The 14,129-nt window shown below is 71.8% G+C and carries 12 protein-coding genes; 6 read left to right on the top strand and 6 right to left on the bottom strand.

Translation table 11 applies throughout. The features are described 5' to 3' along the window. The first annotated feature begins 93 nt into the window (after positions 1 to 93). The 4 genes from ACZ7MG_RS13525 to ACZ7MG_RS13540 all read left to right on the top strand — a co-directional run bounded on the left by ACZ7MG_RS13525 (position 94) and on the right by ACZ7MG_RS13540 (position 5,093). On the top strand, positions 94 to 1,374 hold the full coding sequence (locus tag ACZ7MG_RS13525) for an aspartate kinase (RefSeq protein ID WP_471390150.1): 1,281 nt from the start codon (positions 94 to 96) through the stop codon (positions 1,372 to 1,374). 63 nt (positions 1,375 to 1,437) lie between these two features. After that, positions 1,438 to 2,505: an aspartate-semialdehyde dehydrogenase gene (locus ACZ7MG_RS13530; RefSeq protein WP_471390153.1), complete on the top strand. Its 1,068-nt coding sequence runs from the start codon at positions 1,438 to 1,440 to the stop codon at positions 2,503 to 2,505. A 468-nt stretch (positions 2,506 to 2,973) separates the two neighbouring features. Then, a complete protein-coding gene (locus ACZ7MG_RS13535; protein WP_471390156.1) occupies positions 2,974 to 3,651 on the top strand; it encodes a SigE family RNA polymerase sigma factor in 678 nt (225 codons plus the stop codon). Then, the gene (locus ACZ7MG_RS13540; protein WP_471390159.1) at positions 3,648 to 5,093 is read left to right on the top strand and encodes a hypothetical protein; all 1,446 of its coding nucleotides are present in this window, start codon (positions 3,648 to 3,650) and stop codon (positions 5,091 to 5,093) included. Before ACZ7MG_RS13535 ends, ACZ7MG_RS13540 begins: the two co-directional genes overlap by 4 nt. 7 nt (positions 5,094 to 5,100) lie before the next feature. Here ACZ7MG_RS13540 and ACZ7MG_RS13545 read toward each other — a convergent pair whose 3' ends face one another. After that, entirely contained in the window at positions 5,101 to 5,940 is an 840-nt protein-coding gene (locus tag ACZ7MG_RS13545) for an SURF1 family protein (protein WP_471390162.1), read from the bottom strand. 134 nt (positions 5,941 to 6,074) lie between these two features. After that, positions 6,075 to 6,467, bottom strand: a complete 393-nt coding sequence (locus ACZ7MG_RS13550) for a nuclear transport factor 2 family protein (protein WP_471390165.1) — start codon at positions 6,465 to 6,467, stop codon at positions 6,075 to 6,077. A gap of 130 nt (positions 6,468 to 6,597) precedes the next feature. On the opposite strand from ACZ7MG_RS13550, the gene ACZ7MG_RS13555 reads away from it, so the two are divergent. Beyond that, positions 6,598 to 8,430 (top strand): S9 family peptidase, encoded by a 1,833-nt coding sequence (locus ACZ7MG_RS13555; protein WP_471390168.1) that lies wholly within the window; start codon positions 6,598 to 6,600, stop codon positions 8,428 to 8,430. Positions 8,431 to 8,757: 327 nt separating this feature from the next. On the opposite strand, the gene ACZ7MG_RS13560 is transcribed toward ACZ7MG_RS13555, so the two are convergent. Together ACZ7MG_RS13560 and ACZ7MG_RS13565 are read right to left on the bottom strand one after the other, a co-directional pair. Then, positions 8,758 to 9,321: a sigma-70 family RNA polymerase sigma factor gene (locus tag ACZ7MG_RS13560; RefSeq protein WP_471390642.1), complete on the bottom strand. Its 564-nt coding sequence runs from the start codon at positions 9,319 to 9,321 to the stop codon at positions 8,758 to 8,760. Between the two features lie 311 nt (positions 9,322 to 9,632). Beyond that, positions 9,633 to 10,394: a hypothetical protein gene (locus ACZ7MG_RS13565; protein ID WP_471390171.1), complete on the bottom strand. Its 762-nt coding sequence runs from the start codon at positions 10,392 to 10,394 to the stop codon at positions 9,633 to 9,635. Between the two features lie 283 nt (positions 10,395 to 10,677). Here ACZ7MG_RS13565 and ACZ7MG_RS13570 point away from each other — a divergent pair, with 283 nt between their 5' ends. Next, positions 10,678 to 12,639, top strand: coding sequence for an NAD-binding protein (locus tag ACZ7MG_RS13570; RefSeq protein WP_471390644.1), 1,962 nt, complete (start codon positions 10,678 to 10,680; stop codon positions 12,637 to 12,639). A gap of 148 nt (positions 12,640 to 12,787) precedes the next feature. Here the strand turns inward: ACZ7MG_RS13570 and ACZ7MG_RS13575 are convergent, their stop codons facing one another. Together ACZ7MG_RS13575 and rpmF are read right to left on the bottom strand one after the other, a co-directional pair. After that, positions 12,788 to 13,942 (bottom strand): GTP-binding protein, encoded by a 1,155-nt coding sequence (locus tag ACZ7MG_RS13575; RefSeq protein WP_471390174.1) that lies wholly within the window; start codon positions 13,940 to 13,942, stop codon positions 12,788 to 12,790. Positions 13,943 to 13,946: 4 nt separating this feature from the next. Further along, on the bottom strand, positions 13,947 to 14,117 hold the full coding sequence (gene rpmF / locus ACZ7MG_RS13580; RefSeq protein ID WP_037702654.1) for a 50S ribosomal protein L32: 171 nt from the start codon (positions 14,115 to 14,117) through the stop codon (positions 13,947 to 13,949). Positions 14,118 to 14,129: the final 12 nt, after the last annotated feature.

Consider the following 14,129-nt stretch of genomic DNA (forward strand, 5'->3'; position numbering starts at 1 on the left):
TTCGGCCGCTCGTTAGACTGAGCCGACCGCCGCAGCACGTCCGAGTGCGTGTGTATGGGCGGATAAGGGACTGAAACGGAGCGAGGAGCGCACGTGGGCCTTGTCGTGCAGAAGTACGGAGGCTCCTCCGTAGCCGATGCCGAGGGCATCAAGCGCGTCGCCAAGCGGATCGTGGAAGCGAAGAAGAACGGCCACCAGGTGGTCGTCGTCGTTTCCGCGATGGGCGACACGACGGACGAGCTGATCGATCTCGCGGAGCAGGTGTCACCCATGCCTGCCGGGCGTGAGTTCGACATGCTGCTGACCGCCGGAGAGCGGATCTCCATGGCGCTGCTGGCCATGGCGATCAAAAACCTGGGTCACGAGGCCCAGTCGTTCACCGGCAGCCAGGCAGGCGTCATCACCGACTCGGTCCACAACAAAGCCCGGATCATCGATGTCACGCCCGGCCGCATCCGGACCGCGCTGGACGAGGGCAACATCGCCATCGTCGCCGGTTTCCAGGGTGTCAGCGCGGACAAGAAGGACATCACCACCCTCGGCCGCGGCGGCTCGGACACGACCGCCGTCGCGCTGGCCGCCGCGCTGGACGCCGAGGTCTGTGAGATCTACACCGACGTCGACGGCGTCTTCACCGCCGACCCGCGGGTCGTGAAGAAGGCGAAGAAGATCGACTGGATCTCCTCCGAGGACATGCTCGAACTGGCGGCGTCCGGTTCGAAGGTGCTGCTCCACCGCTGTGTCGAGTACGCCCGCCGCTACAACATCCCGATCCACGTCCGCTCGTCCTTCTCCGGACTGCCGGGCACCTGGGTCAGCAACGAGAAGCCAGAGTCGCAAGGGGACCACAAGGTGGAGCACGCCATCATCTCCGGAGTCGCCCACGACGTCTCCGAGGCCAAGGTCACGGTCGTCGGCGTCCCGGACAAGCCGGGCGAGGCCGCCGCGATCTTCCGCGCCATCGCGGACGCCGAGGTCAACATCGACATGGTGGTGCAGAACGTCTCCGCCGTGACGACCGGCCTGACGGACATCTCTTTCACCCTCCCCAAGACCGAGGGCCGCAAGGCCATCGACGCCCTGGAGAAGAACAAGGCGGGCATCGGCTTCGACTCGCTGCGCTACGACGACCAGATCGGCAAGATCTCCCTGGTCGGCGCGGGCATGAAGACCAACCCGGGCGTCACCGCCTCCTTCTTCGAGGCCCTCTCCGACGCGGGCGTGAACATCGAGCTGATCTCGACCTCCGAGATCCGTATCTCGGTTGTCACCCGCGCCGACGACGTCCCCGAGGCCGTGCGCGCCGTGCACTCCGCCTTCGGGCTCGACTCCGACAGCGACGAGGCCGTCGTCTACGGGGGTACGGGTCGCTGATGACCGTCCTCGTCGACGGATGCGGCCACTGATGGCCGCACTCCACGAAGGCGACGGCCACTGATGGCCGTCGATGCCGGGCGCACCGGCAGGCCGACGCTCGCCGTCGTGGGCGCCACCGGTGCCGTCGGCACCGTCATGCTCCAGATCCTGTCCCACCGGGCGGACATCTGGGGCGAGATCCGGCTCATCGCCTCCTCGCGCTCGGCCGGCCGCAAGCTGGCCGTGCGCGGGGAGCAGGTCGAGGTGACGGCCCTGTCGGAGGACTCCTTCGACGGGGTCGACGTCGCCATGTTCGACGTCCCCGACGAGATCGCGGAGCGCTGGGCACCGATCGCCGCCGCCAAGGGCGCGGTCGTGGTGGACAACTCGGGCGCCTTCCGGATGGACCCGGAGGTGCCCCTCGTCGTCCCCGAGGTCAACGCGCACGCCGCCCGGAACCGGCCGCGCGGGATCATCGCCAACCCCAACTGCACGACCCTCTCCATGATCGTGGCGCTGGGCGCGCTGCACGCCGAGTTCGGGCTGCGCGGGCTGGTGGCCTCCTCGTACCAGGCGGTCAGCGGTGCGGGCCGGGCCGGCGTGGAGACCCTGCGGCAGCAGATCGCCCTCGTCGCCGGTACGGAGCTGGGGACCACCCCCGGTGACGTACGGCGGGCCGTGGGCGACAACACCGGGCCGTTCCCGGAGCCGGTGGCGCTGAACGTGGTGCCGTGGGCGGGGTCGCTCCGCTCGGACGGCTGGTCCTCGGAGGAGATGAAGGTCCGGGACGAGTCCCGCAAGATCCTCGGCCTGCCGAAGCTGCCGGTCGCCGTGACCTGCGTCCGGGTGCCGGTCGTCACCGCGCACTCCCTCACGCTGCACGCCCGCTTCGAGGGGGAGGTCACGGTCGCCAAGGCGCGCGAGATCCTGGCCACGGCCCCCGGGGTCGTCCTCTTCGACGATCCGGGCGCGGGGGAGTTCCCCACCCCGGCGGATGTCGTGGGCACGGACCCGACGTGGGTCGGGCGGGTGCGGAGGGCGCTCGACGATCCGACGGCGTTGGAGCTGTTCGTCTGCGGGGACAACCTTCGCAAAGGGTCCGCCTTGAACGCGGCGCAGGTGGCGGAGCTGGTGGTGAAGAGCGCGTAGGCCCTCTGGGGGGCGGGGCGGGGTGGGGTGCGTTGCGCGAGGAGCCCCACCGGACCCGCGGTCGCCGGCGCACCCGAACCCCCGAGTTCCGGCGCGTGGGCCGGTTGTCCGCGGCGGCGTGTAAGTTCTTCGAGTCGGTGGTTCGGCGGACGGAGGATTTCCGGCCGGGCCGTCGCGGGATTTCCGGGTTGATTCAGGCCTCCCGGTGATCGAGGATTTTTTCTCCCCGTCCGCCGCAACCGCGCGGCGGACGGGGAGCGTCTTTCACGGGCGCCCTTCGGCGGGGCTGGGCGCCAACACTCGGGGCACAGGGGAAGAGCTGGTACGCATGAGAGCGTTCGACGCGCTGTCCGGTGTTCGGCGGGCCGCACCGGCCGGCGCAGGTGTCATACGGACACACGTACGGTCTGACGCAAAAGAGATGCCTGGCGCGTACAACCCCGACGGGGGGACGCGGGTCCAACAGGCGTGGCAGAGGTACTCGATTTCACCGCGGTCCAGACGAGGGGCACCACCCTGCGTCCACCCCGCCGTCCCCGCTTGCCCGGTTCGGCCGGCGGCATGCCGGTGATCGCGCCGATGCCTGCGGCGCGGCCGACCCGCATACCCAACCAGCGCGACGGCGCGGACGACACGTCGACGGTGGAGGCCTCCGGTACGACGGTCGACCATCTCACCGAGACCTACCGGGCCCACTACCGCTCGCTTCTCGGGCTCGCGGCGCTCCTCCTCGACGACACCGCCTCCTGCGAGGACGTCGTCCAGGAGGCATTCATCCGCGTGCACTCGGCGCGCAAGCGGGTCCGTGACCCGGAGAAGACGCTCGCCTATCTGCGCCAGACGGTCGTGAACCTCTCGCGCTCCGCCCTGCGCCGCCGCATCCTCGGGCTGAAGCTGCTCTCGAAGCCGATGCCCGACATGGCGAGCGCGGAGGAGGGCGCGTACGACCAGCTGGAGCGCGACTCCCTCATCAAGGCGATGAAGGGGCTCCAGCGCCGTCAGCGCGAGGTTCTCGTGCTGCGCTACTTCGCCGACATGACCGAGGCCCAGGTCGCCGAGACGCTCGGGATATCGCTGGGTTCGGTCAAGGCGTACGGCTCCCGGGGCATCGCGGCACTGCGGGTCGCCATGGAGGCGACGGCATGAGTGCGGACGGCAGGGACGGCAGGGACGAACTCGGTGCCCGCAGGCGCGCCTCCTGGGGACGCCGGGACGAGGACGAGCAGGACAAGCAGAACGAGCAAAACGGGCAGGACGGGAACGCCGGGGGGCGCGGGCCCGAAGAGCAGGACGACACGCACTCGCACGCTGGGAACGGAACTGTGAATCACGGCCCCGAAGAACAAGGCCCCCACCCCAAGGGCCAGGATCTCGAAGGCCGCGCTCCGGACGACTCACACCCGGACGACTCCGGGGCCGCCGACCTGAATTCGGCTGACCTGAACGCGGCTGATCTGAACGCGGCTGACCCGGGTACGGACGAGCAGCCGGTCGTCGCGGGCCTGCGGCTCGGCGCGCTGTCGTCGGTGAGTCCGAACGGCTCGGGACTCAACGGCTCGGGACTCAACGGCCCGGGACGCAACGGCTCGGGACCGTCGGAGGAGCTGGCGCTGCGCAATCTGCTGCAGCAGGCGGTGTCGGAGATCGAGCCCAGGGACGGCACGCTGGAGCATCTGCGGCGGGCGGTCCCGGCGCGCCGGGCGCGCAAGCGGCAGGCCGTCGTCGGCATGGCCGCCGCCGCGCTCTTCATCGGCACGGCGATCCCGGCCCTCGTCCATGTCTCCAACTCCACCGGCCCCGACGTCAACCCCTCGATCATGGGCAACGGTTCGCAGACGCAGGAGTCGGCCGGCCAGACCAAGGGGCAGACCGGCGGGGGCGGTAAGTCGGGCGGCTCATCCGGCGGCTCCAAGGAGTCCGGCAAGAACACCGGCAAGAACAAGGGCGACAAGGGCAAGGGCCAGAGCAACGGCTCCACGGGCGGCGCCCAGGCGACGCCCACGACCGCCGCCGACTCCCTGTGCACGGCGTCCCAGCTCGGCGGCGGCGGCAGCGTCGGCGCACCGGACTCCAGCGGCGCCGTCTACGGCACGTTCCGCGTCTCCAACATCTCCGGCACGAGCTGTACGGTCACCGGCTCGGGCGGCGTGAGCACCACCCCGCAGGGCGCCGCGGACGCGTCCAAGATCACCGTGTCGCCCCATGTCGCGGGCGACGCCGCGGCCGGACTGCCCGACCCGGCACTGTCCCTGGCCCAGCTGGTGCTGGCGCCGGGAGCGGCGTACGAGGTGCAGTTCGCCTGGGTGCCGTCCGAGCCCTGTCCCACCACCAGCGGCGGTACGACCGACGGCGGCACCGGTGGCACTGACCCGTCACCGGACCCGACGCCCACGGGGGAGGCGACCCCCGGAACCACCACCGACGGCGCCAACTCCGTCTCCACCCAGCTCTTCACCGAGGACGGCGTGGTCGACGGCAGTGTGCTGGTCTCCCACACCACCGAGGGCGGCATCGCCACCTTCACGACGGCCGTCAGCAACGCATGCGCGGGCGTGGTCTACCGCACGGGTCTGATGGCGGGAACCTGACCGGGCGCTACTGGGCCGGCTCGGCCGCCCGGGAGGGGGCCTCGGCCGGGTGGTCGGTGTCCGGGAGGTCCGGGTCCGGGAGGTCCGGGTCCGGGACGAGGCCCAGTTCCGTGTCGCGGATGAACTCGATCTCGCGGCGGACGAGGCGGAACCACATGAAGACGACGAAGCCGGCGAAGACGAACCACTCGCCGGTGTAGCCGAGGTTCTGGAAGGCCTTGAGGTCGAGCCCGGTGTCCTGTGGGGCGGTCGCGGGCACGGCCGTCATGCCCGAGTCGGCCTTGTCGAGCGTGATCCAGGCGTCGTACAGGTCGTCCGGAACCTGATTCACCAGCGTCGCCGCACTGATCGCCGACGTCTGCCCGGCGGGGAGCCCGCCCTGGACGGGCACGCCGTTCGACCCCGGGGTCTCGGACGACTGGAGCGCACCGGTGACGGTGACCTCGCCGGAGGGCGCCGCCGGGGCACGGCCGGCGTCCGCGGTGCCCGGCAGCCAGCCCCGTACGACCGGCAGGGCCCTGCCGTCGTCGGTGCGCAGCAGCGTCAGTACGTAGAAGCCGTTCCTGCCGTCCACCTCGCGGTTCGGGACGAGGAGCTGCTCGCCGTACTCGCCCGTCACCGTGGCCAGTTCGCCCGAGGTCTCCTTGTCCACCGGCAGCAGCTCGGCCAGCGGGCGCGCCGGGGCCCGGTCCGCCGGGTCGATCCGCTCGGTCGCCGCGCGATGGTCCTGCATCCGGTCCTCGAACCGGCTCAGCTGCCAGGACCCCATGAACACGCAGAACGGGATGGCGAGCAGCACGAAGACGTTGATCCCCCACCATCGGGGCGTCAGCAGAAACCGGTACACGCCTTCCACCGTACGGTGCCCGCGCCGGGCGCCCGGCCGCGGGGTCGGTCCCCACGACCCCGGCGGCCCACCGCTCAGCGGCGCTCGGCTCAGCGCCGCTCGCCTCAGCCGTACTCGCCTCAGCCGTACTCGCCTCAGTAGCGCTCGACAAGATGCTCCCGCCCCACCGGCGGCTCGTACGGCTCGGGCCAGAAGTCGGTGATCGCGACGATCCGGCCGTCCTCGTCCCCCGTGAAGAAGGAGATCCCGTACATCTCCTCCAGTCCCACGGTGAAGTGGATCCAGCTGACGACCTGCCCCGCCTCCGCGACGATCCGCTCTATCCGGGCGTGCCAGTCGCCCGGGTACTCCCGGTTGAACTCCACATACCGCTCCCGGCCGCGGATCCGCTCCCGTGTCTGCGGCAGGTCGTACACGATGTCCTCCGCCAGGGTCTCGGCGAAAGCGGCCCAGTCCCGGGCCTCGGCGGTGGCCCAGAAACGCTCGACGGTCTTGCGCAGATCGGTGCCAGAAGTCGTTGAGGTCATGCGGCGAGTCTGCACCCCGCCACTGACAACCGGCCCGGACGAACCCCGCCGGGGCCGCCGCGGGCCGAAGTTATCCACAGGCTGGGGACCTCGGCGGCACATTGTCGTGCGGGCGGGGCAGTATGGGGCCATGACTGAGAGCAACGGGTCCACCCCGCAGCAGCAGAGCGGGTCCATGCCCGACTGGGAGAAGAGGTTCCGGGCGCCGAGGGTGTCCCTGCCGGACTGGGCGGAGGACGCGCCGCACCGCTCGCTGTTCGTCTCCAACGCCACGGGCACCTACGAGTTGTACGCGTGGGACCGTGCCACGGGCGAGCAGCGTCAGGCCACGAACCGGGCCAACGGCACGACGGACGGGGTGCTCTCGCCCGACGGCGAGTGGATCTGGTGGTTCGACGACAAGGACGGCGACGAGTTCGGCGTCTGGCGCCGCCAGCCGTTCGGGGGCGGCCCGGACGACGAAGGGGCCCCGGGCCTGGAGCCGTCGTACCCGGCGGGCCTCGCCCTCGGCCGCGACGGCCGTACGGCGGTCGTCGGCCGCTCCACCGACGAGGACGGCTCCACCATCCATCTGTCCCGGCAGGGCGAGGCCCCCGTCGAGATCTACCGCCACCGTGAGTCGGCCGGCGTCGGCGACCTCTCGCACGACGGTTCGCTGATCGCGATCGAGCACACCGAGCACGGCGACGCGATGCACTCGGCGCTGCGCGTGGTCCGCCCGGACGGTACGGCGGTCGCCGAGCTGGACGACACCAAGGGCGGCACGATCGAGCTGGGCCTTGAGGTGATGGGCTTCGCGCCCGTCGGCGGCGACACCCGGCTGCTCATCGGCCACCAGCGGGGCGGCCGTTGGGAGCCGCTCGTCTGGGACGTGGTCTCCGGCGAGGAGACCGACCTCGGGCTCGCCGACCGGCTGGCGGGCGACCTGAGCGCCGAGTGGTACCCGGACGGCTCCGCCCTGCTCGTCGCCCACAGCTTCGAGGCCCGCAGCGAACTGTTCCGCTACGACCTGGCGACCCGGGCCCTGGACCGCGTGGACACCCCGCGAGGCACCGTCTCCGCGGCCACGCCCCGCCCCGACGGCAGCGTGGAGTACCTGTGGTCCTCGGCCGCCGAACCGCCGGTCGTCCGCTCCACCACGGGCGAGGTGGTCCTCGACCCGCCCGGTCTGAAGTCCCCCGGTTCGGTGCCGGTGGAGGACGTCTGGGTGGACACCCCCGGCGGGCGCGTCCACGCCCTCGTCCAGCGCCCGGCGGGAGTCTCCGGCCCGTACCCCACCGTCTTCGACATCCACGGCGGCCCGACCTGGCACGACAGCGACGCCTTCGCGGCGGGCCCGGCCGCCTGGCTCGACCACGGGTACGCGGTGATCCGCGTCAACTACCGGGGTTCCACCGGGTACGGCCGGGCCTGGACCGACGCGCTCAAGCACCGGGTCGGGCTGATCGAGCTGGAGGACATCGCGGCGGTCCGGGAGTGGGCGGTGGGTTCGGGGTTCGCCGATCCCGAGCGGCTGATCCTCACCGGTGGCTCCTGGGGCGGCTACCTCACCCTCCTCGGCCTGGGGACCGAGCCGGAGGCCTGGACCCTCGGCATCGCCGCGGTGCCCGTCGCCGACTATGTCACCGCGTATCACGACGAGATGGAGGCGCTCAAGGCGATGGACCGCACGCTCCTCGGGGGCACGCCCGAGGAGGTGCCCGAGCGCTTCGAGGCGTCGTCACCGCTGACGTACGTCGACGCGGTCAAGGCCCCCGTCTACATCTCCGCCGGCGTCAACGACCCCCGGTGCCCCATCCGCCAGATCGACAACTACGTCGACCGCCTGGCCGCCCGCTCCGCCATCCACGAGGTCTACCGCTACGACGCGGGCCACGGCTCCCTGGTAGTCGACGAACGCATCAAACAACTCCACCTGGAACTGACCTTCGCCAACCACCACCTCCCCCCACGCGCGCCCTGACCCAAGACCCCGCGCCCCTGCTCCCAGGGGCGCGGAGACCTCCCCTGGGAAGGCCGCAGGCCTCCCCAGGGGCGCGGGGAACTGCGCGAGAAGCCCCACCGAACCCGCGCATACCCACCCACCCTCGCGCCCCGCACGTACCCACCCGCCCCACCGGACCCGCGCGTACCCACCCACCCCCACCGAACCCGCGCGTACCCACCCACCCCCACCGAACCCGCGCATACCCACCCACCCCGCGCGGAGCGCGAAGGAAGGGGGTCGAAGGGGCGCAGCCCCTGGGGGATGGGACGGGTAGGGGCGGCGGGGGCGAGAAAACACAGCCCCTCACGCGGCAGCCAACACCTCCTCCTCCGCCGCAGCCAGCAACCGCACAAGCGTGCCCCGAGCCCGAGCCACCCGCGACCGCACGGTACCGATGGGACACCCCGTCAACTCCGCCGCGTCCTCGTAGGACAACCCCATCATCTGCGTGAGGACGAACGCCTCACGCCGTTCCTCAGGCAGCGCCCCCAACAGATCGGCGAGCGCCACCCCGTCATCGAACCCGGGCAGCCCACGCGGCTGCGCACCCTCGACGGCCAGCCGCCAGTCCGGCACATCGGCACGCCGCGGCCGAGCCGCCGCGTACCGGAAGCTGTCGGTCACCGCCCGCCGCGCGATGGACAGCAGCCACGTACGCGCCGAGCACCGCCCCTCGAACCGATGCAGGCTGCCGAGCGCCCGCAGAAACGTGTCCTGGGCGAGATCGTCCACCGCCTGCGGGTCCGCACAGAGGTGGGCGACGAACCGCTGGACGTCACGATGCAGCGCGCCGACGAACCGTTCGACGGCCTCCGGATCCCCGCCACGGGCGGCGAGCGCCCAGGCGGTTATCGACTCGTCGGTCATGGACCGGGCCGACGGGATCGACGAGGGCAGGGGAGTAAGTGTGATCACCTGGTGTCCTTCTCGGGTCATCCGGGGATCCGGACGCCGACACGGGCCCATGGGCACACGGCCGCACACAGCCGCACGGCACCGCCGTACCGGTCGTACAGACGGGCGGGTGTGCGGGGCGTACGTGCGTACGTACGTACGTACCCGGGAACGCGTAGGCGGTCCGGTGAGGAAGGGAGCCGACCGCACGGCCCGCGCGGCGGCGGCGTACGGCCGTAGCCCGAAGCGCGAGCGCGGTGGCTGCGTCGGGTCACCGGCTGTCGTCAGATGACAGCGGCCCCGACGGGCGGACCCCGAGAAGTGAGCGCATGGACGAGAAGAAGCCGCCGCGGCGAGCGGTCCGAACGCCCCCGGCGCACCCGGGGACGCGGCCGTTCCGCAACGACGGTCAGCGCGAGCGACAGCCGCAGCGGCGCGGCCAGCCAGCCGGCCACGGCCCGCAGCAGCCCGAACGCGGCGCGCTCGCCGTACGCGAGCCACAGTCCGCACAGCAGCGCGGCCAGCAGATGCGCGGCGAACATGCCGGACGACGACGCGTACATGGACGCGAGCGAGGACAGGAGCGACGAGGAGGACGCGGACGAGCCGTCCAGGAGATACCCGGTGTGGTCCACATGGTCCATGTGACCGGCCCCACCCGTGGAGACCGTGTGAACCATGTGGGCGGAACCCATGTCCACGAGCGTCGCCGAACCCATCGAGTTCGCCGAACCCATCGAACCCATCGAACTCGCCGAACCCATAGGGCCGTTGTGGGCCATCACGGTCGTCGACGACTGGGCGAGTTCGAAGCCCGAGTGCAGGACCGTCTGGGCGGCCACCACGACGGACGTGATCAGCGGGAGTCCACGCTCACGCCCGGCCAGACACCAGCCGACGACCCCGGTCGCGACGGCCCCGGCGGCCAGGGCCCACCAGGGCACATGGTGGCCGGACATCATCACGTGGCCCAAGGCGGCGAGCAGCACGCAGACAGCCGCGAACATCGCGGCGCGTGTCGTGCGCGAACCCCACCCTGCGGTCATGGCGCCCCATCCTCGCATCCGGACACCGTCGTCATCCCGTCCCCCTTGAGTACGGATTTCCACCCGGCGTCGCACTCACACCGCCAACTGTGATCCGGATCACGCAGGAACCGACCCTGTCGATGAGGCAGTCTTCTGCCTTGTGGGGACCCCGTCGCAGCACAACAGCCGTACCGGACCGACAGCGAGGGCAGGTTCGGGCACGCCGTCCGGTCCGCTCGGCGTGGGCCGGCTGCCCGTCCCGGGCGGCCGGAGCAGACCGGCGGCCGACTCCGGCGCGCACATGGTCGTCTGCGGGGACGACGGGCTGGCGCACCGGCTCGCCGCCGAACTGCGGACCGTGTACCGGGAGCAGGTCACCCTCGTCGTACCGCCCACGGCACGGATCGCGCAGCGTCCGGTCGTCGGCCGGACCCGGACCGCCGCCTCCCTCCTCGACCGGATGACGGCGGTGGTCAACCGGGCGGCGGGCAACGGCGATCCGACGACAGGCGACCGAACGGACCGGACCGGCGAGCCGCCCACCCACAACGACGGCGCGCACAGCACACACGGCGATCGCGGTGAACGCGGTGAACGGATCCTGGAGGCCGGCGAAGCCACCGAGGCCGTCCTCGCCGAGGCCGGCGTGGAACGCGCCGCCGCCCTCGCACTCGTGTACGACGACGATGAGACCAACATCCGCGCGGCCCTCACCGCCCGCCGCCTCAACCCCCGTCTGCGGCTCGTCCTGCGGCTCTACAACCGCAGACTCGGCCAGCACATCGAGGAACTCCTCGACCAGGCGGCGGCGTTGGCGACGGGCGACGCGGCCACCGACGGCGTCGACGGGTTCGGCGCCTCGACGACCGTCCTCTCCGACGCCGACACGGCCGCCCCCGCGCTGGCCGCGACCGCCGTCGTCGGCACCACCAAGGTCGTCCAGACGGACGGACTGATGCTGCGGGCCGTCGAACGCCCGCCGGGCAGGCGCGGCCAGAACCAGGCAGGTCAGAGCCCGGGCGGCGGCCTGTGCACGCTCGCGCTCCTGTCCGCCACCACCAACGACCCGGCCGGAACCGAAGGTTCCGAGGGCAGCGGGGAACGTGGCCCCCAACTCCTCCCCGACGAGCGGGCGGTGGCGGAGGCGACCGGCCGCGGAACCGTCGTCCTCGACACCGTCCGCTACGCCGGCCCCGCACTGCCGCCCGGCCGCGCGGGCGGCGGATCGCTGGGCGCCTTCGGGACGTTGCTCTCCCGGCGGCTGCGCTGGTCCCTCGCGGGGATGATCGGATGCGTGTTCGCCCTGGCCGTCGCCCAGATCCTGATCACCGGCGAACACCCGCTGCAGGCGACGTACGCGACCCTCCTCGACCTCTTCGGGATCGCCGACCCGGCCACCGACCAGAGCGACTCCCGCCAGGTCCTCCAACTCCTCTCCGGGCTCATGGGCTTACTCCTGCTGCCGGTGCTGCTGGCCGCCGTGCTGGAGGCGCTCGGCACGTTCCGCAGTGGCACCGCCCTGCGCAAGCCGCCGCGCGGCCTCTCCGGACACGTCGTCCTCCTCGGCCTCGGCAAGATCGGCACCCGTGTACTGGCCCGGCTGCGCGACCTCCACATCCCGGTCGTCTGCGTCGAGGAGGACCCGGAGGCACGCGGGCTCGCGGAGGCCCGTCGCCTGCGGGTCCCGGTCATCCTCGGCGACGTGACCCAGGAGGGCGTCCTGGAGGCCGCCAAGATCCACCGGGCCCACGCCCTCCTCGCCGTCACCAGCTCCGACACGACCAACCTCGAAGCCGGCCTGTACGCCCGTTCCGTACGCCCCGACCTGCGCGTCGTCCTGCGCCTCTACGACGACGACTTCGCCACCGCCGTCTACCGCACCCTCCGCGCCGCGCACCCGGGCGCCCTCACCCGCAGCCGCAGCGTCACCCATCTCGCCGCGCCGGCGTTCGCCGGGGCGATGATGGGCCGCCAGATCCTGGGCGCGATCCCCGTCGAACGCCGCGTCCTCCTCTTCGCCGCCGTCGAGGTCCGCGGCCACGCCCGCCTGGAGGGCCGCACACTCGCCGAGGCCTTCCGCCCCGGCGCCTGGCGAGTCCTCGCCCTCGACACGGCCACCCTCGGAGAACCGGGCCCACCCTCCGGCCTCGTCTGGGACCTCCCACCCACGTACGTCCTCCGCGCCGAGGACCGCGTGGTCCTGGCGGCGACGAGGCGGGGACTGGCGGAGCTGTTGGGACGGCGGGCGGGTACGGGAGCGTAGGTTCTTCGGCCGTGATTCGTCTGCGGCCCGGCGGGACTTCTCGCGCAGTTCCCCGCGCCCCCGAAAGGGCCGAAAAAGCAGGGCGCAGCCCGCTTTTTCAGGGGCGCGGGGGCGCGGGGGCGCGGGGAACTGCGCGAGAAGCCCCCACTCACCCGCAGACGACCCCGTGCATGTCCCACCCCGGAAACGGATCGTCGAGGACACCCCCGGAACGAACCTCCTCCTCCCGCACCAGACACCCACCCAGAGCCACCCGCAACGCCTCCCCCCGCAACCCCGTCCCGATGAACACCAACTCCTGCGCCCACGCGGCCTCTTCAGCCTCCACCGCAGCCGGCTCGAACCGCGCCACCGCCCCCGCCTGCGACCACAACCCCACCACCCCCGCCCGCCCGGCAAGCGTGAAGAACCCCTTGGACCGCAACACCTCCCCGAACGCCCCACTGTCGAGCGCCTCGGTCACAAAGGCCCACAACCGCCCGGGATGGAAGGGGCGTTCGGCCCGGAAGACCATCGACGAGATGCCGTACTCCTCGGTCTCCGGCACATGCTCCCCGTTCAGCTCCCGCACCCACCCCGGCGCCCCCTGAGCCCGTTCGAGATCGAACGCCCCCGTGCCGAGCACCTCGCCCACCGGCACCCGCCCATGACGCACCGGCACGATCCGCGCCGCCGGATTGAGCCGCGCCAGCGCCGCCGCGAGCCGCTCGGCGGTCGCCGCGTCCACCAGGTCGAGCTTGTTCAGCACGATCACATCGGCGAACTCCACCTGGTCCATGAGGAGATCGCTCACCGTGCGCTCGTCGTCCTCGTACTGGTCGAGCCCGCGTGCCACCAACTCGTCCCCACCCGCCAGCTCCGGCAGGAAGTTCACCGCGTCGACCACCGTCACCATGGTGTCGAGCCGCGCGAGATCCCCGAGCGTGGCCCCGTCGTCCCGGGCGAAGGAGAAGGTCGCGGCGACCGGCATGGGTTCGGAGATCCCGGAGCTCTCGATCAGCAGATAGTCGAAACGCCCCTCCCGCGCGAGCCGGTCCACCTCCTCCAGCAGATCGTCGCGCAGGGTGCAGCAGATGCACCCGTTGGTCATCTCGACGAGCCGCTCCTCGGTGCGGGACAGCGCCGCCTCGCCGCCCCGTACGAGCGCGGCGTCGATGTTGATCTCGCTCATGTCGTTGACGATCACCGCCACCCGCAACCCCTCACGGTTGGCGAGGACATGGTTGAGCAGGGTGGTCTTGCCCGCGCCGAGGAACCCGGACAGGACGGTGACGGGCAGTCGTTCCCGGACTGTGGTGGTCACGGCCTCATCCCTCGGGGTGGAGCAGCCCGCGCTCGTACGCCTTCAGCAGCCGCTGCGGTACGAGATGGGTGGCGCCGTCGACGGTGAACGGCACCAGCTGCGGCGTGCTCGCCTTCCACTGGGCCCGACGGTGACGGGTGTTGCTGCGGGACATCTTCCGCTTGGGTACGGCCATGGGGTCCTCCTC

Source organism: Streptomyces sp. NPDC107538 (assembly GCF_055657445.1).